General features: G+C 59.1%; 25 protein-coding genes and 3 pseudogenes. 15 read left to right on the top strand and 13 right to left on the bottom strand.

The window, feature by feature from the left end; genetic code table 11:
- Positions 1-70 precede the first annotated feature (70 nt).
- Together QNM96_RS14040 and QNM96_RS14035 are read left to right on the top strand one after the other, a co-directional pair.
- Positions 71-1,015 (top strand): annotated as a pseudogene (locus QNM96_RS14040) (TIGR03557 family F420-dependent LLM class oxidoreductase); the annotation flags it as partial.
- An 85-nt stretch (positions 1,016-1,100) separates the two neighbouring features.
- The gene (locus QNM96_RS14035) at positions 1,101-2,024 is read left to right on the top strand and encodes a universal stress protein (RefSeq protein WP_283837102.1); all 924 of its coding nucleotides are present in this window, start codon (positions 1,101-1,103) and stop codon (positions 2,022-2,024) included.
- 473 nt (positions 2,025-2,497) lie between these two features.
- Here QNM96_RS14035 and QNM96_RS14030 read toward each other — a convergent pair whose 3' ends face one another.
- Both QNM96_RS14030 and QNM96_RS14025 read right to left on the bottom strand, forming a co-directional pair.
- Positions 2,498-2,704: a HalOD1 output domain-containing protein gene (locus QNM96_RS14030; RefSeq protein ID WP_283837100.1), complete on the bottom strand. Its 207-nt coding sequence runs from the start codon at positions 2,702-2,704 to the stop codon at positions 2,498-2,500.
- A 158-nt stretch (positions 2,705-2,862) separates the two neighbouring features.
- A complete protein-coding gene (locus tag QNM96_RS14025) occupies positions 2,863-3,654 on the bottom strand; it encodes a helix-turn-helix domain-containing protein (protein ID WP_283837097.1) in 792 nt (263 codons plus the stop codon).
- A gap of 570 nt (positions 3,655-4,224) precedes the next feature.
- Here QNM96_RS14025 and QNM96_RS14020 point away from each other — a divergent pair.
- The 5 genes and pseudogenes from QNM96_RS14020 (at position 4,225) to phoU (ending at position 8,711) form a co-directional block, all read left to right on the top strand.
- A complete protein-coding gene (locus QNM96_RS14020) occupies positions 4,225-5,268 on the top strand; it encodes a PstS family phosphate ABC transporter substrate-binding protein (protein ID WP_283837095.1) in 1,044 nt (347 codons plus the stop codon).
- A 15-nt stretch (positions 5,269-5,283) separates the two neighbouring features.
- Positions 5,284-6,276: a phosphate ABC transporter permease subunit PstC gene (gene pstC / locus QNM96_RS14015; protein ID WP_283837094.1), complete on the top strand. Its 993-nt coding sequence runs from the start codon at positions 5,284-5,286 to the stop codon at positions 6,274-6,276.
- A complete protein-coding gene (gene pstA, locus QNM96_RS14010; protein ID WP_283837093.1) occupies positions 6,273-7,172 on the top strand; it encodes a phosphate ABC transporter permease PstA in 900 nt (299 codons plus the stop codon). The genes pstC and pstA overlap by 4 nt, the downstream gene beginning before the upstream one ends.
- 1 nt (position 7,173) lies before the next feature.
- Positions 7,174-8,033: pseudogene (pstB, locus tag QNM96_RS14005) on the top strand (phosphate ABC transporter ATP-binding protein PstB).
- A gap of 18 nt (positions 8,034-8,051) precedes the next feature.
- Positions 8,052-8,711: a phosphate signaling complex protein PhoU gene (gene phoU / locus QNM96_RS14000; protein WP_283837092.1), complete on the top strand. Its 660-nt coding sequence runs from the start codon at positions 8,052-8,054 to the stop codon at positions 8,709-8,711.
- A 78-nt stretch (positions 8,712-8,789) separates the two neighbouring features.
- Here the strand turns inward: phoU and QNM96_RS13995 are convergent, their stop codons facing one another.
- Positions 8,790-9,179: a metalloregulator ArsR/SmtB family transcription factor gene (locus QNM96_RS13995; protein WP_283837091.1), complete on the bottom strand. Its 390-nt coding sequence runs from the start codon at positions 9,177-9,179 to the stop codon at positions 8,790-8,792.
- 281 nt (positions 9,180-9,460) lie between these two features.
- On the opposite strand from QNM96_RS13995, the gene QNM96_RS13990 reads away from it, so the two are divergent.
- Positions 9,461-10,174 (top strand): metallophosphoesterase family protein, encoded by a 714-nt coding sequence (locus tag QNM96_RS13990; protein WP_283837090.1) that lies wholly within the window; start codon positions 9,461-9,463, stop codon positions 10,172-10,174.
- Positions 10,167-12,413 (top strand): polyphosphate kinase 1, encoded by a 2,247-nt coding sequence (gene ppk1, locus QNM96_RS13985; protein WP_283837089.1) that lies wholly within the window; start codon positions 10,167-10,169, stop codon positions 12,411-12,413. Before QNM96_RS13990 ends, ppk1 begins: the two co-directional genes overlap by 8 nt.
- A gap of 42 nt (positions 12,414-12,455) precedes the next feature.
- Here the strand turns inward: ppk1 and QNM96_RS13980 are convergent, their stop codons facing one another.
- Positions 12,456-13,442 (bottom strand): metallophosphoesterase, encoded by a 987-nt coding sequence (locus QNM96_RS13980; RefSeq protein ID WP_283837087.1) that lies wholly within the window; start codon positions 13,440-13,442, stop codon positions 12,456-12,458.
- Between the two features lie 287 nt (positions 13,443-13,729).
- Between QNM96_RS13980 and QNM96_RS13975 the strand changes: the two genes are divergently transcribed.
- Positions 13,730-14,026 carry a hypothetical protein gene (locus QNM96_RS13975; protein WP_283837086.1) on the top strand — a complete coding sequence of 99 codons (297 nt, stop codon included), beginning with the start codon at positions 13,730-13,732 and terminating at the stop codon, positions 14,024-14,026.
- 120 nt (positions 14,027-14,146) lie between these two features.
- Here the strand turns inward: QNM96_RS13975 and QNM96_RS13970 are convergent.
- From QNM96_RS13970 to QNM96_RS13935, 8 genes and pseudogenes are all read right to left on the bottom strand, one after another.
- A pseudogene (locus QNM96_RS13970) lies at positions 14,147-14,323 on the bottom strand (LLM class F420-dependent oxidoreductase); the annotation flags it as partial.
- Positions 14,324-14,498: 175 nt separating this feature from the next.
- The gene (gene arsB, locus QNM96_RS13965; RefSeq protein ID WP_283837084.1) at positions 14,499-15,674 is read right to left on the bottom strand and encodes an ACR3 family arsenite efflux transporter; all 1,176 of its coding nucleotides are present in this window, start codon (positions 15,672-15,674) and stop codon (positions 14,499-14,501) included.
- A 2-nt stretch (positions 15,675-15,676) separates the two neighbouring features.
- Positions 15,677-16,099: a RidA family protein gene (locus tag QNM96_RS13960; protein ID WP_283837083.1), complete on the bottom strand. Its 423-nt coding sequence runs from the start codon at positions 16,097-16,099 to the stop codon at positions 15,677-15,679.
- Between the two features lie 169 nt (positions 16,100-16,268).
- A complete protein-coding gene (locus QNM96_RS13955) occupies positions 16,269-17,288 on the bottom strand; it encodes an ABC transporter ATP-binding protein (protein ID WP_283837081.1) in 1,020 nt (339 codons plus the stop codon).
- Positions 17,281-17,520 (bottom strand): hypothetical protein, encoded by a 240-nt coding sequence (locus QNM96_RS13950; RefSeq protein WP_283837080.1) that lies wholly within the window; start codon positions 17,518-17,520, stop codon positions 17,281-17,283. Before QNM96_RS13950 ends, QNM96_RS13955 begins: the two co-directional genes overlap by 8 nt.
- On the bottom strand, positions 17,517-18,359 hold the full coding sequence (locus QNM96_RS13945; protein WP_283837079.1) for an ABC transporter permease subunit: 843 nt from the start codon (positions 18,357-18,359) through the stop codon (positions 17,517-17,519). The genes QNM96_RS13950 and QNM96_RS13945 overlap by 4 nt, the downstream gene beginning before the upstream one ends.
- Positions 18,356-19,276, bottom strand: coding sequence for an ABC transporter permease subunit (locus QNM96_RS13940; protein WP_283837078.1), 921 nt, complete (start codon positions 19,274-19,276; stop codon positions 18,356-18,358). The genes QNM96_RS13945 and QNM96_RS13940 overlap by 4 nt, the downstream gene beginning before the upstream one ends.
- Positions 19,277-19,297: 21 nt before the next feature.
- Entirely contained in the window at positions 19,298-20,452 is a 1,155-nt protein-coding gene (locus QNM96_RS13935) for an extracellular solute-binding protein (RefSeq protein ID WP_283837076.1), read from the bottom strand.
- Between the two features lie 206 nt (positions 20,453-20,658).
- Here QNM96_RS13935 and QNM96_RS13930 point away from each other — a divergent pair, with 206 nt between their 5' ends.
- The 5 genes from QNM96_RS13930 (at position 20,659) to phnE (QNM96_RS13910) (ending at position 24,714) form a co-directional block, all read left to right on the top strand.
- Positions 20,659-20,886, top strand: a complete 228-nt coding sequence (locus tag QNM96_RS13930; protein ID WP_283837075.1) for a hypothetical protein — start codon at positions 20,659-20,661, stop codon at positions 20,884-20,886.
- A gap of 138 nt (positions 20,887-21,024) precedes the next feature.
- Complete coding sequence (phnD, locus tag QNM96_RS13925; protein WP_283837074.1) at positions 21,025-22,173, top strand: phosphate/phosphite/phosphonate ABC transporter substrate-binding protein; 1,149 nt, start codon at positions 21,025-21,027, stop codon at positions 22,171-22,173.
- A 56-nt stretch (positions 22,174-22,229) separates the two neighbouring features.
- A complete protein-coding gene (phnC, locus tag QNM96_RS13920; protein ID WP_283837073.1) occupies positions 22,230-23,039 on the top strand; it encodes a phosphonate ABC transporter ATP-binding protein in 810 nt (269 codons plus the stop codon).
- A 38-nt stretch (positions 23,040-23,077) separates the two neighbouring features.
- Positions 23,078-23,917 (top strand): phosphonate ABC transporter, permease protein PhnE, encoded by an 840-nt coding sequence (gene phnE / locus QNM96_RS13915; protein ID WP_283837071.1) that lies wholly within the window; start codon positions 23,078-23,080, stop codon positions 23,915-23,917.
- A complete protein-coding gene (gene phnE, locus QNM96_RS13910; RefSeq protein ID WP_283837069.1) occupies positions 23,917-24,714 on the top strand; it encodes a phosphonate ABC transporter, permease protein PhnE in 798 nt (265 codons plus the stop codon). Before phnE (QNM96_RS13915) ends, phnE (QNM96_RS13910) begins: the two co-directional genes overlap by 1 nt.
- 112 nt (positions 24,715-24,826) lie before the next feature.
- Here the strand turns inward: phnE (QNM96_RS13910) and QNM96_RS13905 are convergent, their stop codons facing one another.
- Positions 24,827-26,818 carry a hypothetical protein gene (locus QNM96_RS13905; RefSeq protein WP_283837068.1) on the bottom strand — a complete coding sequence of 664 codons (1,992 nt, stop codon included), beginning with the start codon at positions 26,816-26,818 and terminating at the stop codon, positions 24,827-24,829.
- Between the last annotated feature and the right edge of the window lie 29 nt (positions 26,819-26,847).

The raw sequence follows: 26,847 nt of genomic DNA, 5'->3' as shown, positions 1-26,847 counted from the left end.
GGCGAAACGGAATCGATAGTGCCAGCGAACGCCCGAACTGCGTCGGCAGTGGTTCGGTCCTGACTGAACTGGCTATCACGCGTCCCACGAGCAGTTCTCTCCGAGCAATCTCCTCGAGTACGTCCAACTTGCCAAAGCACAGGACTTCGACCATCCGCTCGCGTCGGATCACTTTTACCCCTGGAGCGAGCAACAGGGGAAATCCGAGTTCGTCTGGTCCTAGCTCGGATCGGCGATGGAAGCGACCTCGATGTCCTTCGAGACCGTCAACACGCCCGACTATCGGTATCGCCCGACTATCGTCGCACAGGGAGCGGCCACCCTGCGCGAGATGTATCCGGAACGGTTCTGGCTCGCCGTCGGCAGCGGTCAGCTACTCAACGAGGGCATCACGGGAACTGACTTGGCCCGTCAAGGACGAACGAAACGCTCGGCTCGAGGAGTGCGCCGAAATCATGTGCCGCCTCTGGGACGGCGAGGTGGTCACCCACCACGGTCGCGTCGACGTCGAACAGGCGACGTTGTACTCCCAGCCCGAAACGCCGCCCCTGATCGGCGCTGCGCTCTCCGAAGAGACCGCGGCGTGGCTCGGCGAGTGAGCCGACGGGATGATCACGATCGCGACGCCCGACCACGGGGACGACGCCAATCGGTCGACGCCTTCCTGGAAAAAGCTCCGGACAAGCCGGTGTACCACAAGGCCCAGCACTCCTACGACGCCGACGACGATGCGGCGCTCGAGGGAGCCTACGAACAGTGGCGGACCAATTACGTTCCCAGGAGGGTCACCCAAGAGCTTCGGACGGCCCAGGATTTCGATGAACTGAGCGAGACTGTCGGCGAAAAACAGGTCGATGCGAACGTTCGCGTCTCCGGCGATCTCGATGATCACCAAGAGTGGCTCGAAGCCGATATCGATCTCTTCGTGGAGAATTTTTTTAATCACAACATCAACACGAATCAGGAAGCGTTCCTCGAAACGTTCGGAGAGAACGTGCTGCCCGCACTCAAGTGAATTCAACGGAGAGTTCAATCGATAGTTTCCGTCTCTTCTCGAGGGGGGAATAATAGCGGTAGCGCACGTCAATAGTGAGTGTCACATGTCCAACACCCCTTCAGACGGTGACGGAACGATACTGGTGCCGATAGCGAACCGAGAAACGGCCGATCGGCAACTCGACACGGCGATCGATATCGCGGCCGATCGATCGTATCGAGTCCTCCTCGTTTACGTTCTCGACGTTCCCTCGCAACTATCGCTCGAGGACGGGCGTCGGTACCTGCTCGCGGACGAAGACGAAGCTCTGCTCGAAGCGGCGGCAAAACGCGTCGAGTCGAACGGGATTCCCGTCGACCACCGTATTCGTATCGCCCGCGGGGTCGCCACCGGAATCGTCGGTGCCGCCGAAGCGTACGATGTCGACGTAGTCCTCCTCGGCTGGCGAGGGAGGCCACCACGGGAGAATATCGTTCTGGGTAACCACCTCGACAAAGTGCTGAAAAACGCCGAATGTGACGTTCTCGTCAAGCGCATCAAAACGCCGACACCGCCGACGGTTGACTCGATTCTGGTTCCGGTTGCAGGCGGGCCACACGACGAGCTAGCCGCGGAAACTGCCGACTCGATCGCCCGACGAAACGACGCATCGATCAGTCTGTTGCACGTGCTCGACCCGGACGATCCCGAGCTAACGGTCGAGGAGGCCGAAGTGTTCCTCGCCGAAACAGCGGACTGGATGGGAAACAGCCGGTCCGTGAATACGAAAATCATCGAGAACGCTGACGTTTCCGGGGCGATTACCGACAGCACGACAAAACACGATATCACCGTACTCGGGGCCTCGAGGGGCGGACTCATCCAGCGGGCGCTTGTCGGGACGGTTTCCGAAGCGGTCGGCAGACACGCCGCGGGGACCGTTATCCTGACGAAGCGATACGATCCCGTTCGAACGAGGATCCAGCGATTGCTCCGCGTTGTTCGGATACTGGACGGCGATGTCCCTTTCGAACGGATATCTGCCTAATTGATCGGGTTGCCGTCAAGACCTCAAGGAAGGGGAAAGCGCTCGCCAAGAGGTTCGAGTCGTGAGATAACGGAAGGCGGAAGTCACAGTGTCCGTCCCTACGGAGACAGCGAGATCGAGTTCTTCCCGTCCGATGATCCGATAGTGTGATTTCGGCTCTGTTAAAATAATCTTTTTTGACACTTATTATGCTGGAACTGCTGGTCACTACACGTGCATACCGAACTTTTGCTCTGCGGGCCAGCTTTGCTGGCCCTCGGCAAAACTTCGATGAAAAGCACGTCGTCACCCCCTCATCCGCGCCGTTGGCGCGGCTTCGAGGGATTCCTCGGCCCGCTCGCTCACTGCGTTCGCTCGCGGGTGCAAGCGGTAACACCTTCCTCTGTAATTACCATTCCAAAATGATCTGCAAAATGCGATCGGACATCGGTCAGTACACATGCGAACTGATTGCGAGGAGATCGTAAACAACCTCACTGGCGAGTAATTGTCAACTCCTCACCGTCGATCCGCACCCGATAATCGTCAATCAGGAACGACGGGTTGACGCGTTCTTCGCCAACAACAAGCGTGTCTAGCGCTTCGGGATCGACGTGGTCGTACAGTGTGGTACCGAGAACATCTGAAAGTTCCACCGGATCGACCTCTTCGAGTGTTCCGAGGGCGGTGAGTGTGGCCATACTTGCCACTGTAGCTGACCAATCGTACGTTCGGCGGAATAATGGTTCGTGTGCATCGGTAGATCGATCGGCACCTTCTCGTTCTTCGATCATACTCTTCGCACGGCATCGAGAATCAAGAGTGTAGTGTGATTTTCTGAGTGAACAATTGGATAGCCTTACGACGGCTGATTTCCGTTGAGTCGCCAAGTGAAAATCGATCGCAGGACGACGACGAGACTGTTTCGCTCGCCGGCACCCCAGATCGCCGTCTCCTCGATCTCTTCGGTAGTGGAGAAATCGTCCACGAGCGCGCTCACGAGCGCCGTCTCTTCGTCCGTGATCAGCAGGCTTCCAGCGGGTGTCTCCTCCCACTCCCAGAGGGTTTCGAACAGTTCAGCTTCCGGTATCGCGTCCTGAATACGTTCCTGAACTTCGTCGGAAATCCCCGCCAAGTGGATCTCGACACCACGTTCTGTGGCAGCCTGAAGCCTGTCGATGTGGTCGTTGGTAAGCAATTTGTCGATAGTCATGTAGACGATCTGTTCGTCGGCGTCGGCGATGAACTCATCAATGCGGGATGACACTGCCTCCCGTCCAGTGACCGTCCAGACGCCGAACTGTTCGCGTTGTGGCTGGGAGGGGCCGATTTCCCCCAGACACTCCGCAAGTTCGGTAATCGTGTTCTCGCGTTTGACGCTGAGTAGTCGGATGATCGTCTCCTCGGAGATCACGATGAACTTTCGCGGCGTCGTGTGCTGGATGTCGATGAATCCCAACTCGTGGAGTCGCTCCGCCGATTCGTACACGCGAGTCCGAGGGACACCGCCGATTTGCGTAATGTCCTGTGCGGTTCCCGTCCCAAGCCGAAAGAGATTGATCAGTGTTTGAGCCTCGTACTGGGACAGCCCAAGGTCTTGCAACCGGTCCAGCGCCTCGACTTCGGCCTGCTCCTCCTCGAAACTCACCATGGTATCTATTGACCTGCCGAGGACAGAAAGAACCCCGCCGTTTCGAGTTCCCTATTCCAGGTCTTCGGTGACGAATTGGAGCACCTTCTCGACGCGCTCGTTCGGGGTATACCGGATCGTTTTCGTACGCGGGTCGTACTCGATCAAATTTACCTCCTCCAGTTTCGGGAGATGGCTGTGTTGTACGTCGATAAGAAGGGAATCAGCGTGAGTTCAAGTGGTCTTCGGAGGGGATTTTCGGGATAGATGCGATCGACGAGGGTATTCATTGTAACCACGATCTCCTCGCTGTCGATCAATTGGAAGAGGATTGATCAACGACACGGATCTGCCACTACCCACAGCACGTTGCGCTAACTGAAATACCTCCTCGACGAATTGGAACAATCGCAACTTCGGGAGAGCTTGCATTCGGTTACACTACTGGCCAAACATATACCTCCTCAAGATTTTTAACAGAGCCGGATATTCTGCTATCTATTGTCGACTACATAGCCGACTATTGAAGTACAGAAATGGATATATAGCTATTATAACCAGCTATATACAGTCCACAAAATCACTTAGGTGATGACGGACAACAAGTCCGGACGATCCAGTTTCAGTGGGGTATCGAGGCGAAACTTCCTGACGATCGGTGCGCTAACGGGAGCTGTCAGTGTCGCTGGTTGTGGTGACGTACTTAGTGGCGGAAGCGGTGACGGTCCGTCGGGAACGATCGACGCCTCCGGGTCGAATACCGTCGCCCCGATTACCTCCTGGGCCGGAGAGAACTTCGAAAACGAGTACCCCGATGTCCTCGTCGATGTCGCGCCGGAAGGGACCGGGGCCGGCTTCCAGGAGTTCTGTCGAGGCAATTCCGGAGTCCAGAGCGCGAGTCGAGAAATCACGGGAGACGAGGTCGATCTCTGTAGCGAGAACAACATCGATTACGGCTTCCTCGAGGTCGGTCTCGACGGTCTTTCGGTCGTGAAAAATTCCGAAAACGACTGGGTCGACAACATCACACTCGAGGAACTCCAGTTGATCTGGGAGTTCGAAGCGACCGAGGAAGTCACCCGGTGGAGTGACGTCCGGGACGAGTGGCCCGACGAAGAGATGCAGTTACACGCCCGCGACAGCGCGTCTGGAACGTTCGATTATTTCACCGAGGCGATCAACGGCGAAATGGGAGACATCCGCGATGACTACTCCGCGACCAGCCAGACAAACGAAATTATGGGTGCCGTCGCGGACAACCTCCACGGCTTCGGTTGGGGCGGTCTGGGGTACCTTCGGGACATCGAGGACGACCAGCCAATCGAGGCCGTTCCCGTAGAGAGCGACGAGGACGGGGAATTTTATTTGCCGGACCAAGATAATATCGAGGAAGGGCTCTACTCGCCACTCGCACGACCGCTGTTTGCGTACGTGAACCTCGCTACGCTCGAGGAAAAGACCGATCTTATCGGTTCCTTTGTCCGGTTCTACGTCAACGGTGCACAGGAGTTCGCCCGCGACGAGGACTTCTATGCGGCCCCCGATGAAGTCACCGAGGAGAACCACGACAAGATCGACGACTGGCTCGATCAGGTTGGGGCATCTCCGGACGACTTGACCGTTCAGCGTGACTGATAGCGGTAGCATACGATGAGCACTCAAACCAACTCCGGACCGGGAATTACCGGCGGCGGCGCACAGGCCGATCAAACGACCAATCGGCGAGTCCGACGAGCCCTGTTCGGGTGTACCATCATCACGGTCCTCACGACACTCGCGATTTTTTTCGTGTTGATCGATAACGCCGCCAGTTACTTCTTCGGTGCCAAACTGACGGAGATGTTAATGGGTGCAACCGGTGAGCAGGCGGTGACATTCACCGAGTTCTTCACTGGGACGCGGTGGGCACCCGACCACGCAACGCCGGCTCACGGCGTGGCCCCGATCGTTTTTGGGACGGTCGCAGTCACGGTCGGTGCAGCGTTCGTCTCGATCCCGATCGGGACGGCGACCGCGATTTACCTCTCGGAGTATGCCTCCGACGGTGTCCGAGCGAAGCTCAAGCCGACGCTAGAAATCTTGGCCGGAATTCCGACGATCGTCTACGGTTACTTCGCGATCGCGTTCGTTAACCCAGTTATTATCGGGCCGATCGCGGACGCACTGTTCGGTATTAACGTCGGCCGATACAGTTTGCTTTCGGGGATGCTCGTCGTCGGCATCATGACGATTCCGATGGTCTCCTCGATCAGCGAAGACGCCATGTCGGCGGTTCCGGACGACCTCCGAAACGGCGCGTACGCACTCGGTGCGACGAAGTACGATGTATCGACGAAGATCGTGCTACCGGCGTCGATCTCGGGCGTGTTCGCCTCGTACATCCTCGCCGTCTCGCGAGCGATCGGCGAGACGATGGCGGTCTCGCTTGCCGCGGGCTACACCGCGAACATCACCGCCAACCCGTTCGACGAAATCATGACGATGACGGCATACATGGTTCAGATGGCCCGCGGCACTTCGGCGGTCGGAACTGTCGAGTACCAGAGCCTGTTCGCCGTTGGAGTCCTGTTGTTCGTTATGACGCTCACGATGAATTTGCTCAACGATTGGTTCAAACGGAGATTCCAGGAGGAGTACCGATGAGCGCCGAGACCGACGACGCCCTGTTCACCGACATCGATCTGGGATGGGAACATCGAAAGAACCGAATCTTTCTCGGCCTCATCTTCGCAGCGTCGATGTTTGGCGTCGTCATGTTGGCGCTACTGTTACTCGACGTTGCTACCGACTTCTATGTCGGGATAACCGAGTACAATATTAGCCTCGGCGAGTTTTTCACGCGAGATGGCTCCCGTCGCGAAGAACTCTCCGGGTTCAGAGGCGCTATTGTTGCATCGATCTTCCTGATGGTCCTGACCGCGATACTGTCGTTTTTCGTCGGCGTCGGATCGGCGATCTATCTCGAGGAGTACGCACCGAATAACCGCACCACGCGACTGATCGAGGCCAATCTGGCGAACCTCGCCGGCGTCCCGTCGATCGTCTACGGGCTACTGGCGTTGGCCGCGTTCGTCAACGGAATCGGCATGGGTCCGATCCTGGTCGCTGGTGCGATTGCGCTCGCGTTGCTCGTAATGCCGATCATCATCGTCTCCACACAGGAAGCCCTGCGGGCAGTTCCCGACGGCCTCAGGAACGGGTCGTACGCGACGGGGGCGACGGAGTGGCAGACTATTCGCCGAGTCGTGCTTCCAGCCGCGATACCCGGTATCATGACCGGGACGATTCTGGCACTCGCACGCGCCATCGGCGAAACGGCTCCGCTGATCATGGTAGGAGCGATTTTCGTCAACCGAGTCCCGTTCGGCCCGTTCGATCGCTTCAGTGCGATGCCGACGCAGATCTACAACTGGGCAAATGAACCGAGTCAGCACTTCATCCACCTCGCGGCCGTCGGAATCGTCGTGTTACTCGCGTTCATGTTCGTAATGAACGGGATTGCGATCTACGTGCGGAACAGATACGAGACGGAGGTATAACATGTCCATAGACCAGAAACAAGACGCGTCAACGGAGTCGGAGGATAGTACGCTCATTACGACGGATATCCAGCCGTCCGAGACCGACCGAGATAGACGTCTCGAGAAGCCCGTCATAACCGCAGATGACCTCGATGTCTACTACGGCGAGGACAGGCGCTCGACAACATCGATATCGAGATTCCGGAAAACCGTGTAACGGCGATAATCGGTCCGTCAGGCTGCGGGAAGTCGACGTTCTTGCGATCGATCAACCGAATGAACGATCAGATCGACGCCTGTCGCATCGACGGCGACCTGTCTTTCCACGGCAAGAACGTCTACGACGAGGATGTCGATCCCGTCGCATTGCGACGGAAGATCGGAATGGTGTTCCAGAAGCCAAACCCGTTCCCAAAATCGATCTACGACAACGTCTCCTACGGGCTTCGGGTTCAGGGAATCGACGACGAAATCGACCTTGACGAAGAAGTCGAACGGGCACTTCGCGGCGCAGCGCTCTGGGACGAAGTGAAGGATCAACTCGACTCGAGTGGGCTCGACCTCTCGGGCGGGCAACAGCAACGACTCTGTATCGCCCGAGCGATCGCACCCGACCCGGAAGTCCTCTTGATGGACGAACCGGCCTCGGCGCTGGATCCAGTTGCGACCTCGAAAGTCGAGGATCTCATTGCCGACCTCGCCGAGGAGTACACCGTCGTTATCGTCACCCACAACATGCAACAGGCGGCGCGAATTTCGGACAAGACCGCCGTCTTCCTGACTGGGGGAAACCTCGTCGAGTTCGACGATACGACGAAGATTTTCGAGAATCCAGAGCACGACCGCGTTGAGGATTACATCACCGGCAAGTTCGGCTGATCGTAACCGGATACAATCATGTCACGAAACGACTATCAGCGACAACTCGAGCAGCTCCGAGAAGACGTCCTCGAGATGAGCAACATCGTCTGCGAACGGCTACGACGAGCACTCGAGGCACTCGAGCGCAAAGACGAGCAACTCGCCGAGGAGATAATCACGAGCGACCACGAGATCAACGACCTGTATCTCGAGCTCGAACAAGACTGCATCGACCTGCTCGCGCTCCAGCAACCGGTGGCGGGAGATCTCCGGTTCATCGCCGCGTCGTTCAAGATCATCACGGACCTCGAGCGGATCGGCGACCTCGCCGTCAATCTGGGCGAGTATACGAAACGGGCCGAACGAGACCGGTATCCGGATATCGACATCGCGTATATCGGCGGCGAAACCGTCGAGATGGTCGAAGCGGCGATGGCGGCGTACGCGACCGACGACGCCGCGGCGACGGGAGAAATTGCCGGGGCAGACGACGAAATCGATGCGCTCTGTGAACGTGCCAGCGAAGTCGTCGTTCAGGATCTGCTCGAGACGGAGGCGGGAAGCCAGGCGAACCTCGACGACGTTTCCCGAATGTTACTGACCGTTCGCGATCTCGAGCGGGTAGGTGATCACGCCGTGAATATCGCCGCACGGACGCTGTACATGGTCGAAAACGACGACGAGTTGATATACTGAACGAGCGCGGCCAAAGCCCTCAACTGGATGAAGCCGCATCGCAACCGGTACACGCCGAAATCGCGAGCCGAACCAGAATTACCGCGAACCGTCGAGGACGGTAAGAAGAGCGTTCGCTCGGCTCGTCGCTCGATACTTTCGCCACCGTCCGTCTTTTCGCTTCGTCACCAGGTCGGCAGCCACAAGGTTTGAAAGTGCGTGGCTTACGGCACTGTCGCTTACGTCGACGAGTGGGGTAATCTCACAGACACACAACTCGTCGTCTGCCTCGACGAGCAACCGAACGAGTCGATACCTCGTCTCGTTTCCGAGCGCCGACAGCGTTCGAACGTCCTCCGAAACGACGTCCGCATCGACCATATCCTCGAGATCGTCGAGTTCCGCGAGCCGTTCCTGCAGTTCCTCGTTTCGGCATTCGCCGAGTTCGTCCTCGAGATAGCGACGAAGCCGATCGGCTGTTTCTGACACGGACGAAAACTTGTGCGTTCTTTCAAATAAGCGTTCCGTCGATAGCTCCGTCGGTCAGGTTCGAACAGTTGGATTTCCCGACTGTCCCGGCAATACCGGTACGTACGCGACGACATCGGCCTCGAATAAGTGCGTAGAGCTATCAGATCCAGGACATTCTCAGCGTCGAATCGATAACCGAACGCTCCAATCAAAAGCACCTATAGCGATCTACATAGCGATACGTCGAGAACATATAAACTGTTTATCATTGATTTACCGAACGAACAGACGAACAATACGTGATACGCACTGACGGGTCCTTCGATACCGCGATACCGTTCGACCACCGTGAAATCGTGATCGAAAAACACGACGATGTGTACGTCGTCGGCGATGTCCACGGCTGTCTCGATGCGCTCGAGACGTTACTTTCGACCCTCGAGATCACCAACGAAGATCTTGTGCTTTTCGTTGGAGATTTGGTTCGGAAGGGGCCGGAAAGTAGAGCAGTCGTCGACCGAATCCACGAGTCGCCACAGTTACTCTCCGTCCGTGGAAACAACGAACAGAAGCTTATCGACGGAGACGCATCCCTTCCGGGTTTCGGATCGACGGCGTACGAGATTATGGAATCGTTCCCGGTCGCGATACGCTGGGACGGCGGTCTCGTCGTTCACGGCGGCCTCGACCCGGGCCGAACAATAGCCGAACATTCAGTTGCAGACGTCCAGACTATGCGGGCGCCCGACGGGGACGGGTACGACGGGCCGTTCTGGTTCGGCGATTACAACGGCCCACCGCGGGTGTTTTTTGGACACACGGTTCTCGATCGGCCCTTCGAGTCCGAATGGGCGGTGGGTCTCGATACCGGTTGCGTTTACGGTGGCACTCTCACAGCCTACGATATCAGTCGTCAGCGGTTCGTGAGCGTCGATTCGAACGGCCATGTCGACCGATCCGACGACAAAATCGTTGCTACGGACGATCGGTTGGGAGTGAACCACAATGGATAACCAGAAAACAGCAGACACGGAGGACGACGAATCGACCGGCGAAACGCCTGTTATCGACGACTTCCCGGATCTCGAGTTTCGATCGACACTGGAGGCTTTGGACGGGAATCTCACCGCCGGGAAGGAGACGAGACTACCGCGTTCGAGCGACTCGAACGGTGACTCAGAGATCGACCTTTCGAGATCAACGTACTACCTTAATCGAGAACTGAGCGAACTCGGCTTTCAACGTCGGGTACTCGCCGAGGCGTGCGACGACGGAAATCCGCTCCTGGAGCGAGTGAAATTTCTCTCGATTTTCACGAGGAATATGGACGAATTCTTTCGCAAGCGTGTCGGCGGACTGAAACAGCAGATCGCAGCCGGCGTCTCCGACGAAACCGCAGACGGTCGGACACCGCAAGAGCAGTGGGAGGCAGTTCTCGAAACGATCGGATCGCTGTTCGATCGACAGTGTCGCTGTTACCGAGAGGAGATCCGCCCCGCGCTTTCGGACGAAGGAATACAGCTCCTCGAATACGACGATCTAACCGACCGTGAATGCGGACGACTCCGCGAATATTTCGAGAGTTCGGTGCTTCCTACACTGACTCCACTCACGTTCGACCCAGCACATCCGTTTCCGTTTATTTCTAACCAAAGTCTCTCGCTGGCCGTTCTCACTGCGGAAGAGTCCAACGGCGAACCGACGTTTTCACGGGTGAAAATTCCCCGAAATCAGGTCAGGTTCGTTCAAATCGGGAACGGATCCGACGATCGGTACGTCCTGCTCGAGGACGTGGTTCGAGCGAACCTCGATCTTCTCTTTCCGGACGTTGACGTGATCGACACGACGCTCTTTCGCGTCACGCGAAACGCCGAAGTCGGCCGAAACGAGGAGGTGGCCGAAGATCTGATCGAAATGATCGAGGAGGTCCTCGAGGAACGGCGGTTTGCCACCGCCGTCCGACTCGAAATCGAACGGGATGCGCCGGATGCGGTTCTCGAGATTCTTGCTCACGAACTCGAACTCGACGACCGAGAGGTCTTTCGGCTGAACGGGCCGCTCGATTATCGGGATTTCGAAGAACTAACGGCGATCGAACGGGACGATCTCTCGGTTCCCGAATGGAACCCACAGCCGCACCCGCGGTTGAGCGATCGAGCGGATGGACGGAACGTCTTCGACATCATTCAGGAAGAAGACGTGCTCGTACACCATCCGTACCACTCGTTCGAAGGGACCGTTCAACGGTTCCTCGAGTACGCAGCAAACGATCCGGACGTGCTCGCGATCAAGGCGGCGATATATCGGACGGCGAGTGATTCGCGGGTGATCGAAAGTCTCCTCGAAGCCGCGCGAAACGGAAAGCAGGTCGCAGTGATGGTCGAACTCAAAGCCAGGTTCGACGAAGAAAACAACCTCGAGTGGGCGAAGAAACTCGAAGAAGAGGGGATTCACGTCGCATACGGAACGATCGGCTACAAGACCCACACGAAGACATCGCTCGTGGTTCGCGAGGAACCGGACGGAGTCCGACTCTACTCGCACATCGGAACCGGGAACTATCACTCCGAAACCGCCAAGCACTACGAGGATCTCGGACTCTTTACCGCCGATCGAGACATCGGACATGATTTGGTGAAACTGTTCAACTACTTCACCGGCCACTCGAGACCGCGAACGTACCGGAAGTTGCTCGTCGCTCCCGGAAACATGCGCGAACGGTTTCGAACCCTTATCCGGGCAGAAACGCAGGAGGCGCTGAACGGTAACGAAGCCCGCATCGTCGCCAAAATGAATCGATTAGAGGACCAGGATCTCATCCGAGAACTCTACCGGGCGTCGATGGCCGGGGTCGATATTGATCTGATCGTCCGTGACATTTGTCGGCTTCGGCCAGGTCTTGAGGATGTCAGCGAGACGGTTGACGTTCACAGCGTCGTCGGACGCTTTCTCGAGCATTCCCGAGTGTTTTACTTCCGATCCGGCGGTGACGAGCGGTACTTCATCGGGTCCGCCGACTGGATGACCCGAAATCTCGACAGCCGCGTCGAAGCGGTCGTGCCGATCGACGATCCGCGCCTCCAATCTTCGCTCGAGGGGGTGCTCGAAACGGTGCTGAACGATACTCGAAACAGGTGGGTGATGCAGCCGGACGGAACGTACGAACGCGTTCGTGCGTCGGGCGACGACTCGACCCACGATGCTCACGAGACCTTCATGCGGGCCGCTCGAAACGAAAATCCGGGTATCTGAGACGTCCCGGTGTCGTCACGGTCCGCGTCGATTCGGCACCGGCTATTCTCCGATCAGTGGTTCGCCGTCGACGCGGGGCGGTTCGTACAGAACCGGAAGGTCGTCGAGCATGCTCTCCGTGATGCCGAGAAGCGACCGCCGGAACGCCGGTCCGTCCGCCGCTAACTCGTAAGCTTCGTCGCGGCCGGACTCGCTCGCGTGAGAGACCAACCAGACGTTCGTTCCAGTCTCGTCGACCTCGAGCAAACAGTACGCTTGCGGATACGATGCGGTAGCGGGCGCGATGAGCTGGCGAATCCCACCGCGTTTGACCAGCGACGGCAAGTGGTGATGACCGGCGACGACCAGCGAAACGCTGTGGTTCTCGAGGACCGAGTGGAGCCGATGTCGGTCGCGAATCGTAAAGGTTTCCCACGGACCAACGGTACAGAGCGGCTCGCTCACGATAGGAAACGGATTGTGATGCGAGACGACCACTGGTGTCGTTGCACCCGCGAGCTCCGCACCGAGCCACTCGAGTTGTCGTTCGGAGACGCATCCGCGGTGGGTGTCGGCGTACGGTCCGTCCGACCCCGCCGAACTGTTCACCACGAAGAGTTCGATCTCGCCGAGTCGGTGACGGACCGGCAACGATCCCGACGCGTACCGATCCGCGAACGCCGCCGCGGACGGGCAATCGTGTTCGTCCCCCCGAGTTCGAAGGTCGTGGTTTCCCGGGGTCGCGAGAAACGGCGCAACGAGTTCGTCCAACAGGGCGTCGACCCGGTCGTAATTCCAGGGCTCGCCGTCTTTCGTGAGATCACCGGGAACGACCACCAGATCCACGTCGCGCTGGTTGACGTCGTCGATCACCGCCCGGAGCCGCTGTTCGGTGCGATGAAAGACCCGATGGGTTCCCCGAGACCGGGTCGCGACGTGTGGATCTCCCACGATCGCGATTCGTGTGAGATCTGCCGTTTTCGGCCGCTCGAGTCTGGCGAATAGGACGCGGTCGCCGACATCGGCGAGGGCATCGGTTGGCCCCGTCATTGCCACGCTCTCCGTCGGGACGGGTGGTTCCGGTCGGGGTATCGCGTCCGCCGGGTCGATTCGACGCTACGGTCGCGAAATCGTCGAGCCATACTGCCGGTATGACGGCGAGCTAAAACATCATTTATATTACGTCTATCATTCGGTATAGCGCTATCATAGCCGAGGGCCGAACACTGATTTGAGCGGAGACAGACCGAACAGTATTGAGCGGTACGGATCCCTATACACCGCCGTACACGACTCCTAGAAAGGACCTTGTGGCGGGTCGTGGTGGTCTCTACCAGATGACCCCCAACACGTCCGATCACGCGTCCGTCCGAACCACTGCTCCGGAGAACCGCTCTCGCGTCCGATCTGAAAATCACGGCCGCCCGCGCCGACGCACGTCCGGCCGAGCGAGTTCGCCGGGCCCGAATACCGGATCGAAATCCCGTCAAGAAGGCCAGTCCGAATACTCCTGCCCGGTTTGTGCGTTCGACGACGAAACTCGAACGGACGTCTACGAACACCTGCTGAGTAGCCACCGAAAGAGTACGATCACGAGCGCGTTACTCCGACAGCACGTCGATCCCGAGTCTTGACGTTCTCGCCACGTTAAAAAGGAGGAGTCCTCAGTCGAGGTTCGGCTACCGGCCCACAGAGGAAACTCGCGGGTTGGTGTGTGCTTTTTTGGGACTTTCGTAGCTGTATCGGTCCGAACAAATCGCGACGATCACGTTCCAGACGAGCGGGCTCTCGCCCTGTGTCGACGCCCAGGGATGGAAGTGATCGAAGATCACGGCGTAATCGAACGCCGATTGATCGGCAAGCGTCGCGTACTCGACGAGATCGTTCGGGCCGTGTTCCTCACAGATGAGCTTGTAACCGAGTTCGGTCATGGTGTGGCGATCGTTCCGCAAAGTATCGATTGACGGTTTGATCCGGATTCGATCGAGATCATAGATCGTAGTGCAGAACAGGCGACTACGATGGCGTCCTTAGTTCTCATACTTGCAACGCTGTTGGACCGTTCCCGTCGGTCGGGACCAGCGGTATGATGATCGGCATAGGTGGTTAGTCGTCGTTTGCCTTTGAAGGGGTCAGGTCCTCGTCTGTGGATTTCGTGGTCTCGAGTCGGCCGGTTTCGTACCCAGCCCAGTCGAATTTGTGCTGGAAATAGATAGCAACGTTGACGAGCGCCAGCAGGACCGGGACCTCGATCAGCGGCCCGACGACGGTCGCGAACGCAACGCCGGAGCCAACGCCGAAGACGGCGACCGCAACGGCGATGGCGAGTTCGAAGTTGTTCGAGGCGGCGGTAAACCCGATCGCGGTCGTCGTCGAGTAGTCCGCCCCGATTCCCCGCCCCATCGCGAAGCTCACGAGGAACATGATGACGAAGTAGACCGTCAGCGGGACCGCGATCCACAGCACGTCGGTCGGCTGAGCGATGATGGCGTCACCCTGCGTGGCGAACATCACGATCACCGTAAACAACAGCGAGAGGAGCGTCACAGGACTGATCATCGGAACGAACTGCTCGTCGTACCACTCCGTCCCTTTGGATCGGACGCCACCGAAGCGGGTGAGAATACCCCCCGCAAACGGAATGCCGAGGAAAATCGCGATCGCCCAGAATACCTGCTCGATCGTGATGTCGAACGTGCCGATACCCGCGACCAGGGCATCCATCCCCAAAAGCGGCGGCAGGAACAGTGCGAAAAACCAGATATACACCCCGTAGGTAAGGATCTGAAAGACGCTGTTAAATGCGACCAGTCCGGCCGCGTACTCGCTCGAGCCGTCGGCGAGGTCGTTCCAGACCAGCACCATCGCGATACAGCGTGCCATACCGATGAAGATCAGGCCGAGGAAATACTCGGGATGAGCCGGGAACGGCGGGACGAGCCCGCTGAAGAAGACTACCGCCAGAATGAACATCAGCGTCGGCCCGATGAGCCAGTTCTGAATGAGACTGAGGCTAAGGACCCGCCACGCGCTGAATACCCGCGGTAACCGTCCGTAGTTGACCTTCGCCAGCGGCGGGTACATCATCGCAATCAACCCGATTTCGACGAGGTAGTAGTCCTGAATCGGCTCAACCACACCGGGGGCGACAACCCCGATACCGACCCCGATCCCCATCGCAAGGAAAATCCAGACGGTGAGATACTTGTCGAGAACGTCCATCGACCGCGGATCACCGCAGTCCGGACAGCCGCAGTCTGGTCCGTGCTCGTGCTCGCTCATCGTTATTCCTCCGCGGCGATGACGTCAAACTGCACGGACGCATCGGCCGGAAGCGAACAAACGCCAATCGTCGTCCGGGGTGGATACTCGCCATCGAACCGGTCGCTATACACGTCGTCAACCGCATCCCGGTTCGCTGGATCAGTCAAGTGAACGGTCAGTTTCAGCACATCGCTCAACTCCAGTCCCCGTGCGGCGAGGACCGCCTCGAGTTTCTCAAAGCAGTTCGAAGTCTGCTCTTCGATTGAAAGATCGTTCAATGTACTAGCGTCAGTCCCTGGGAGTACTCCCTCGAGAAAGACGAGGTCAGAGTTCCCGGTTCGGTTGCCCAATGCACCAAAGTGCGTTGATTTCTCTCTTTGCCGCACGCTGGTACTACTCAATCGCTCGATCTGGCTCGATCGATCGGTAATCGGCTGGATCATAGTTCATATGAATATATGCTCAATCATAAATGTGGCTATCGACTGTCCCGTCACGATACGTCCATTAGTTCCAGACCAAGCGGGGGGAATACAGAATAGGACCGACCGGGACAGTACTTCGAGCTGTCAAAGGGTGAGCAGAAGGCGTGCTCGCGCGCCTTCTCGAGTGTCACTCGAGGACGTGGATCCGATCCACCTCGAGATCGAGCGAGATTGGATCCCCAACGGTGACCTCGCGTGCGGTTCGATCGAGACCGACGATCACGGACTCTCCGTCGGGAAGTTCGGCGCGAATACGCACGCCGTTGCCGAGATAAAACCGATCTCGAACGATCGCTTCGATCGGTCCCGCTCCGAGGGTCAGATCGTCCGGACGAACGACGGCCGTGCCGTCCGTCGTCTCGGAAAATCCGTTGGACTCGAACGTCGCGAATCCCAGGTCGAGTCGACCGTTCTCGACGGTCGCGGGAAGGACGTTCGAGGTGCCGACGAAATCGGCGACGAATCGATTCGCCGGCCGTTCGTAGATTTCCGTCGGCCGGCCGACCTGCTCGAGCGAACCGTCGTTCAGAACGGCGATCCGGTCGCACATGACCATCGCTTCCTCCTGATCGTGTGTGACGTACAATGCGGTGACCTCGAGTTCCTCGAGCAAGCCGCTCAGCTCGGTCCGGAGGCGTTCCTTGAGCGACGCGTCGAGGCCGGTCATCGGTTCGTCTAACAACAGAACGTCCGGTTCGATCGCCAGCGCGCGTGCCAACCCGACGCGCTGTTGTTGCCCGCCGGAGAGCGTCTCTGGCGCACGGTCCGCTAACGCGTCGATATCGAGCATCGAAAGCAGTTCTCGCGCCCGATCCCGACGCTCGGTCTTCCCAATTCCTTGCATCTTCGGGCCGAACGCGACGTTCTCGAGGACGGTCATGTTGTCGAACAGCGCGTAGGACTGGAAGACGAGGCCGACGTTTCGGCGTTCGGGCGGAACGTGCGTGACGTCCTCGTCGTCGATCAGCACCCGTCCTTCGGTCGGCGTCTCGAAGCCGGCCAGGGTCCGAAGCGTCGTCGTCTTGCCACAGCCAGAGGGGCCGACCACGCCGAGCACTTCGCCGTCTCGAATCGCGAGGTCGATTCCGTCGACGGCGAGTTCGGTATCGAATCGCTTCGTCAGCCCCTCGAGGCAGACTTCAGCCATAGAAAATCACCGCCCACGGCGAGGAGGTCGTTTCGTCGCGCTCGGGGTTTTCCAGTGTCAAGGGGAGCGTTCGGCCGGTATCGGTTTGGACCGTATCAGATCGGCCGGAATCGGATTGAGTGGAATCGACCTTTCCGCTACCGTTGATCTCTCGGTCGTTTCCACTCTTCCGTTCGCTTCCGGTTTCGGTTCTCGAGCCGTCGATCGAATTCGTCTTAGTTCGGTCGGTCATGGGTTGGTCGTAGTGGTGGTAAAGCCGCGATTTCCGAGGAACTGCAACACGACGATGGCGCTCACGACGATGAGAAAGTAGATCGAAATCGCCGCGGCGGACTGCAAGAACGGCGCGTTGTTGATGTTCTCGAACAAAAACAGCGAGAACGGGCGCGGACCCTGCGAGTATACCATGTACGTGAAGTTGAACTCGGCGGCGGCGAGCGTCCACGTGATGATTGACCCTGCGACGATTCCGTTTTTCGCGTTCGGGAGGATCACGGTCAGGAACGTTCGCGGCCAGGACGCGCCGAGCGACCGCGCGCTCTCTTCGATCCGTCGGAGGTCCATCGACTGGAACGAGCTCTGGACGGTGAGAACCATGTACGGCGACTTCAACAGTGCGTAGCCGACGACGAGCCCGAACGACGTACTCGCGTTTTCGGGGTAGGCTCGAAGGAACGCGATACCCAGGACGATCCCGGGGACGAGCGGCAGGATCGCGAGCGCGTTGAGCCAGTCGCGGGCGAAGAACTCGTATCGGGTCAGCGCGTACGCGATCGGAACGCCGACGAGGAGATTCACTACCGTTCCGCCCGTCGCGATCCCGGCGCTGAAAAGCAGCGATCGACCGACGGTCGTCTGGACGCCGTAATCCGCGTAGCCCATGACGACGCGCCAGTTCTCGAGCGTCGCGAATCCGCTCGGGAGAACACCGTCGGCCGAAGACGCGAACGAGGCGACGAACGTGTAGACGATCGGGATCGTCAGGAAGGCGAGAAACGCGTAGACGACCGCCGTAACGAGCCGCCGACCGACGGGGTCGAATCGCCGGATCATCCGTTGCCACCTCGTCATAGTTCCACCACGCTCGTCTCGACGAACCGTAAACTCGCGAAGGTGAACGTCAAGATGAACAGAAAGTAGACGACGCCGATTGCCCCCGCGAGCTGGCTGTCGAAGCCGACCGAAATCTCGTAGTTGATCCGAACCGTCGCGACCGTGAGGCCACCCAACACCAGCACCGTTCCGAAGATGGCGAGCGCGGATCGAAACGTCAGGATGATCGCCGCGACGACCCCCGGTCTGATCTGGGGCAACGTCACGTGGCAGAACGTCTCTATCGAACCCGCGCCGAGCGCTCGAGCAGCTTCCTCGGCGTCGGTGTTGATCTCGGCGTACGTGCCCCGGAGAACCATCGTCGAACGCGGGACCAGCGAGTAGACGTAGCCGATGAACAGTCCGGTCACGGTAGTCGCGGTCGCCAGATCGATGGCGCTTTGGCCGGTGAAAACCGCCGCGAGGTTCGTCACGAGCCCCTGTCGGCCGAGCAGCGTGACGATCAGAAACGCGACGACGATCCCCGGGAGCGCGATGGGAAACGAAAGCACCGCGACGAGGACGTTCTCGAACGGCAACGAGTACTTCTCGAGCGCGTGGGAGATAGCGACGCCGAGGGCCACGCTGACGATCGTCGTCAGCGCCGCGAACCACAAGGTGTTCCAGGCGACGGTCAGGTACGTCGAATCGGTCGCGAGCGTCCGCCAGGCCTCGAGGCTGTAACCCGCGTTTTCGAACGGGTCCGCCGACACGCTCATTCGCGCCATCACGACCAGAGGAACGAACGCGGCGAACGTTCCCAGCACGAAAAACGGCAGGCACATGACCGCGATCCGGCGTTGTTCTCGTTCGCGTTCCGTCGACGGCGACGCGAGAACCGATGCGAATTCGGTTGCGATCTCGCGGTAGCGAGTCGCAGTCGTTGTAATCGACATGACGACGGTGAATACGGTCGGTTACGCCGCACCAGGAAGCGGCGTTCGCTCGGTGATCTCGTCCATCAACTCTTCCTGGCGCTCGAGGAGTTCCTGCTGGTCGAGACGGAACTGCGTCTGCTCGTAGCGCGAGTCCTCGGGGAAGCCGTCGGGCTCCTCGAGGTCGCCCGCGCGCACGGGACGGACGTACGCGTCGTAAAAGCGCTGCTGTCCCTCGTCGGAGAGACAGTAGTCCATGAACAGCTTCGTTGCCTCGGTGCTATCGCCGCCTTCGATCAGCCCGAACCCGTAGGGCATCGCCGAGACGCCGGGCCCGCCGTCGGGTCCGGTCAAGAGCGCGACGTCGACGTGTTCCTCGTCTAACTCGCCTACGTTATACTTGAGGTTCAACCCCGAATAGTCGGTCTCGACGACGGTCGAAATCTCCCCCGACGTGAAGTCGCCGTCGATGTTTCGCCGGAAGTCCGCACCGTGGGATTCGATCTCTTCGTGGTAGTCGAGAACCGGGTCCACGTCCTCGAGCGAGCCCCCGTAGGCCTCGTTGACCGACAGCGCGGCGTTCAGCCCGTTTGCGGTATGAGGAGGCGTAAATGCAAGATCCTGCGCGAGATCGGGGTGTTTTAGGTCCTCCCAGGTCTCGGGTTCGTCGAGCCCTCGCTCTTCGTAGACGTCCGTGCGGTAGGTCACCGCCGTCGTCATCTCCCGAGTCGTCGTCACGTGCCCGTCGTCGGTCTTGAACTCCTCGGGGACCTCGTCCCAGTGTTGGGGTTTGTACTCCGCGAGAAAGCCGTCTTCCCAGGCCTCGAGCGCGAAAGAGTAGCCGCCGTTGAACGCCCCGTGGCTCGGATTTTGTGCGTTCGATCGCATGTGCGTTAGCGCCTCGCCCGAAGATCGCTGGTCGTCGTTGAGCGAAACGCCGTACTCGTCTTCGAACGCCTCCATGATATCGTCCCACCCGGACCAGCCCGTCTGGACGCAGTAGACGTACAGCGTGTCCGGAAGCGTACCGCTGTTGACCGTCGTCTCCGAATCGCCAAACCCAACCTCGTAATCCGTGCCATCGGCGGCACTATCGTCGCCGCTGAGACAGCCCGCGAGCGCCGTTCCAGCAACCGTACTCCCACCGACGAGCACCTGTCGTCTCGAGCGTGTCGTGCGTTTTAGCCGTTGTCGCATCATCGAGACCTGCTCGCACCGCACATTAGTTCATTTATAATAGGTATACGGACGTGAAAGTGGTGTACGGAACACTATTGAGAGCTATCCTGCAGTACCGACGATCGATACGTTCGGGTCACCTCCGATCCATACCTCTCAATAGGGCAACTAGAAGCGGCTATGTGTCGCTCGAGCGTCTTCGAACCTACTGGAGGTCAAAAACCATGAACGGGTCCTCGAGCGGATACGGCACTGACGGTGTTCGGCAACGATTGGAACGGGCCACGCAGTACTCGACGAAGTCGATCGACCTCGATGCGATCGTCGTTCGATACGAGAACCAGCCCGATCGGTGTACGGTTACGCCTCGGGAGTGCTCCGAAAGCGAACGACTCACCACGTGGCTCACCGCTGACCGACAGGCGTTCGTCGCCCTCGAAAACATGCGGTAAGCTCGAGGATCGAAGCCTAACGGGACACCCCCTACCGGACGAATACGTATCCGAACTGAGCGCTATATATCGCTCATTTACTTACCATATTGATATTATAACGGCTTTTACCCGTTCTCTCGGTTGGATCAACCGACGATGTCCGACGAATTCGGAACGGACGGCGACGCAGATGGTGCAAAGCGGAAGACTTCCTGCTGTCGGGTCTGTCGGCGAACGCTCTTAGCAGGTGCCGGTGGGGCGGTGACGGGAGCATTGGCGGGGTGTTTGAGCGATACGGACGACGACATTCCGGACGATGCAGACGAGGACTTCCCGGACTGGGATCCGGAGAGTCCGGAATTCCCGCAGCGGATGTCCACGCTGATGGACTACGATAACGGATCGGTCGAGGATATCGAGGCGTTCGAGGAACGCGACGAACCCGTCTACGGCGACCCCGTTCGAAGCCCGCCCACAGACGACAGCGAAATTATCGACCCGGATACGCTCCTGTTCGCGATGACGCCGACGGAGGACCCGGCCCAGTACGAGGGTGTTTTCGACCCGATCATGGAAAACATCGAGGAGGAGACCGGTCGAGACGTCGAGACCAATATGGTCGAAAGTTACGCGGCACAGGTCGAAGCGATGCGGAGCGAACAGCTCCACATCGGCGGCTTTTCGACCGGTCCGCTCCCGTTTGCGGTCAACCTCGCGGGCGCGGTTCCGTTCGGCATCCAGGTCTCCGAAGACGACGCTGGCTACTTCCTGTGGGCGATCACCCACATGAACAATACCGACATCGACTCCGTGGAGGACTTCGCCGGCCGCGACGGCGCACACGGCGACCAGTCCTCGAACTCCGGCAACCTCATGCCTCGAGCAATGTTCGACGACCAGTTCGGCGTCGAGCCCGGCGAGGATTACGATGTCGAACACATCGGGAGCCACGAAAACCTCGTCCTCTCGATTTACAATCAAGATCACGAGGTCGCGCCGGTCTGTAGTTACTGTGTGACTCGAGTCGCCGATCGGGGCGACGTCGACCCCGAGCACATCAAAGTCGTCTGGCAGAGCGAACCGATCGTCACCACCGGATTCTCGTATCTCTACAACCTCCCGTCGGACGTTCAGGAGGGCATCGAACGGGCGTTCCTCGAATACGATTACTCCGATACCGAACTCGCAGAAGAGTTCGACGGTCGCGGCCAGTTCACAGAGATCGATTACGCGACCCACTGGCACGACATTATTGTGACACACGAGGCGAACGGCGTCGACCTGACCGATCCGAGCGACATCTAAGAACGGGCGTCTGCGATCGGCTCTCACAAAAGACGGCGATTATCAACGAACACACTATGCTCACGATCACAGATCTACGAAAAGTCTATCCGACGGGCGACGAGGCGCTGAAGGGGGTTTCGATGAGGGTATCGGGCGACGAAGTCGTCTCGGTCATCGGCCCGAGCGGCGCGGGGAAAAGTACCCTTATTAGTTGTATAAACCGCCTTACGGAACCGACCGACGGATCGATCGTCCTCGACGATACCAAGATCACCTCGTTATCGAAGCGGGACCTGCGACGAAGTCGACGGGAGATGGGAATGATCTTTCAGGAGTTCAACCTGATCGAACGGCTCACCGTCATGGAAAACGTGCTTTCCGGCCGTCTCGGCTATATGAGCAACTGGAAGGCGTTTCGTCGAAAATTCGATGCGGAGGACATCAGCAAAGCCTACGAAATTCTCGATCGAGTCGGACTCGAGGACGTCGAGGACAAACGAGTCGACGAACTCTCGGGCGGCCAACGACAGCGGGTCGGCATCGCACGCGCCGTCCTCCAGCGGCCCAAGATCCTGCTTGTCGACGAACCGACGAGTTCGCTGGATCCCGAAACGTCGGCCGCGGTCATGGAACTGCTAACCGAAATCGCCCGGGAGGAGGAGATTCCGGTCGTCATCAACATTCACGAGGTCGACCTCGCTCTCGAGCACACTGATCGCGTCGTCGGCCTCACCGACGGCCGAATCGTCTTCGACGGCCCACCAGGCGAACTCGACGACGGCGCTCGAGACACGATCTACCGAGGTGGCGAGCCGCGAGCGAAAGCCGGCGAGCGAACCACCTCGACGGAGTCGGTCGAAATCGAACCGGAGGGATCGTTCTAAGATGCGACGCCAACGGGACGTCACAATCGGTGAGCGACATGAGTAGGGCCGACTCGAGCGGGAGCGATCCACTGCCCGCCGAGGAGTCGTCGGACTCCTGGATTCGGCCGACCGTTTTCTACAACAAACAGACGAAGTACATCGTGTACGGGGCTCTCCTCCTGTTCGTCCTCTGGAGCGCGTGGGAGCTACGACCGTCGCCCGCCCGCGTACTCAGCGGGGCGGAAGCCGCACAGGGACTGCTGGCGACGATGTTCCCGCCGGATTTCACTCCTGAAGCCCGCCGACGAATTTGGGACGGGATGATAGAGAGCGTCGCGATGTCGATAGTCGCGACCATCCTCGGCGTTGCGATCAGCGTTCCGATCGCCGTGATGGCGGCCGAAAATCTCGCACCTCGACCGGTCTACTACGTCGGACGGGCGATCGTTTCGATTTCTCGTTCGCTTCACGAACTGGTGCTGGCCATCGTCGCCGTCGTCACCGTCGGTCTCGGCCCACTCGCGGGGGTTATCGCCCTCGTGTTTGCAACGCCCGGATTCTACGCCAAGCTCCTCGCCGAAGAGTTAGAGGATATCGACAACGGACAGGCCGACGCGATTCGAGCCGTCGGCGGGAGTCGACTACAGGTTCTCGTCTACGGCGTCGCCCCGCAGGTGGTTCCGCGAATGGTGGGACTTGCAATCTATCGATGGGACATTAACATTCGCGCCAGTACCATCGTCGGAATCGTCGGCGCTGGAGGCATCGGAGTGACCTTGCTCAACTCCTTCGATCGCTACGAGTACGACTTCACCCTCGCGATCGTGCTCTCGATCATCGCCGTGGTCTTAGCCGGCGAGCTGGCGAGTGCAATTATTCGACGGAGGCTCCAGTGATGGCGGTCGAACCGCGAACGTCCTGGACCAAGTACGATCGAAAAACGAAGATTCTTCGAATGCTGGGAGTCCTCGTCGCGGCGGTCGTCGCCGTTCTCGCGTGGCGGGCGCTCCATGTGCGGTACACGTTCGTCGCGAACGCCGCGAGAAATCTACGAGATCTACTGGGGCGGATGTATCCGCCAAACCCGTCCTACGCCGTCGAGATCGTTCCCCCGCTCGTCGAGACGATGAACATCGCGATCCTCGGAACTGGACTCGCCATCTTCCTTTCGCTCCCGATCGCCTATCTCGGTGCTGAAAACACGACGCCGAACGCGATCACCTACGCGATCGGGAAGTTCCTCATCGTCGGTACGCGATCGGTCAACGTTATCATCTGGGCGCTGTTTTTCATCATCATCTTCGGAACCGGTGCGTTGGCCGGCGTTCTCGCGGTCGCATTTCGATCGATCGGGTTCGTCTCAAAGTTGCTCGCCGAGGGAATCGAAGAGATCGACCCCGGACAGGTAGCGGCGATCCGCGCGGTGGGCGGCTCCCCGTTCGATGTCGTCGTCTACGGAATCGTGCCGCAGGTAAAGCCGACGTTCGTTAGCGTCGCGACCTACCGCTGGGATATCAACGTCCGCGAAGCAACCATCATCGGGTTCGTGGGTGCCGGCGGTATCGGCGCCTCACTCGATGCGTCGATCGACTTCTTCCAGTGGTCGAACGTGTTGACCATCCTGATTGCGATGCTCGGGGTCGTACTCGTGAGCGAAGGTGTCTCCGCGTATCTTCGAGGGAAAACTCGGTAGCATCGGAGGGACAAACAGGGCTACAACAGTCGAAGACGGAGCCGGAAAGCAGACCTCCCTCCCCATCTGCTTTCGAAATACGCTCCGAGCTGTTTAGAGCGCGCCAGAAAAGTTACAGTTCGTCCGCGCTGAGCCACGCCGACCCCACTCTGTACTCGTCGTGATACTCGAGTCTGACATCTACGATGGTTTCGACGGACGGGGCGTCGAACGTGGCGGTATCTCCGTCGGCGAACTCGCCATCGAGCAGGGTTTCGAAATCGACGTCTTCGGTCTCAGCACCAGCACGAATCGTCGCCGTGAGATCAGTCGCCGGTAGCGACGGGCCGCCGTCGTGGGTGAGTTCGAGTTCGTCGCCGTTACCCTCGAGCGCGAGGGATATATGCGGGCGCGCGGTCGTCCAACCGATATCGACATCGTCCTCGACCCAGACGACCGTCGCCGTGGAACCGACATCGATACCCTCGAGGATGATCGACGCGCCATCGTCGACCGTTTCGTACTCGTCGGTCCACTGCACGGCGGCGGGTTGGTCGTCGACCCGGAGTTCGTAGGCGTCAGCTGGCTCGCAGCCGTCTAGCCCGAGTTCGATATCGAGGGTGTCCGCGTCGTAGTCGTACTCGAACTGTGCGCTCCCCGGCGGACTAACGATGTGATTTGCGATTGAATCCTGGGGTTCGTCGCCCTTCCAGCCGACGAGAACGCGCGAATCGATTTCGGCACCGTCGATCGTCGCCTCGTCACCGACGCTCAGTTCCGCGCCCTCCCACGGCTGAAGGGACTCGAAAACGGTCGGTTCCTGGCCGGCGGTTCCGCCGCCGTGGTACGTCTCGTCGACGATCGAGAGAGAAACGTAATCCCCGTCGAGCGGGAATTCTCGGTCATCGACGTAGGCGACCGTCACCGTCTCCGTTTCGCGATCGTACTCGAAGTCGAACCTGAAGTGATTGAGGATCGTCGTTCCCATAGACGAACTGCCGTTGGGGTGATCGTGTCGGATTCGGAGCTGTTGGTTCGGTTCGACGTCGTCCATCTCGATGGAGAGCGTGTCGCCCGCTTCTATCTCGTCCTTTCCGTCAGCCCAGATCGTCTCGTCGTACTCCTCGTCGTTCAGTTCGAGCGTCAGCTCCTCGAGCGGCGTCGGATCGCCCCGTGTGACCTCGAGTTCGAGGAAGTCGTCGTTGGGATCAACTTCGACGGCTGGCGAAACGCTCGGACTCACGTGATCGCGTGCCTCCTGTTCGGCCTCGAGGTCTCGCGTCCAGGTCGCCGTCACGAGCGGGCCGTCCTCCTCGATTTCGGAGGATCGAGGACCGGTTCCGAAATCGGCTTCGAGTTCTTCGCGGACCTCGTCGGTGATCACGGACTCGTCGACAAATTCGATCCCGACCTGCTCTTCGATCGTGTACTCGTCGATCACCGTCGATGCCATCGCCGTAAATCGAACGTCGTCGGGGTCAATATTCGAACCGGAGCCGTCGTCGTCCATTCCGACGAAAACCCGGAGGGTATCGGCGCGGGAGAACGTTTCGAACGCGTCCCCGACGGTCGAATACTCCTCGAGGAACGAACCGGAGTCTTCGGTCGCCGACTCGAAGGCGTCCTCGAGGAGCGAGACCGACTCGGCGGCGATGACCGTCTCGCCGGAAACGCCGACGACGATATCTTCGGCGTCCGGGTGCGGGTCGGCGAGTTCGTACTCGATCCCGTCTGTCGTTTCTTGCCCTTCGAGGACGTCAGTGACATCGTCGTTGACTGATGGATCACCCGAAAAGACGGTGATGACTTCTGGGTCGTCCTGCTTGAGGTTCGCGACCGACGCCGATTTCGTCGGCGAGGCATCTTCGTCGAGAACGCCTCCGTAGTAGACCGTCGACGTACTCATCGCCGTGTCGACGGTTTCCTGGGCCTCGATATCGGTGACGGTAAGCAACATCGACTCGTCACCGGCGGCCGTGGGGAGGTACTCGAGGATATCACTGGTCGTATCGTCTCCGTCGTCATCTTCGTCTCCGTCTTCGAAGGCTGAAAGACACCCTGCGGCGGCCACGGCGAGAGTCGAGCCGATGCCACCGAGGAGGGTGCGGCGGGGAGTGTTCGGCATGAGTGAGATTGGATAGTAATCATACAAGT

It is taken from the genome of Halostagnicola sp. A-GB9-2 (genome assembly GCF_030068615.1).
In the GTDB taxonomy this organism is placed as follows: Archaea; Halobacteriota; Halobacteria; order Halobacteriales; family Natrialbaceae; genus Halostagnicola.
The sequence above is the reverse complement of the archived record's forward strand: the minus strand, read 5'-3'. Positions and strand labels throughout refer to the sequence as shown.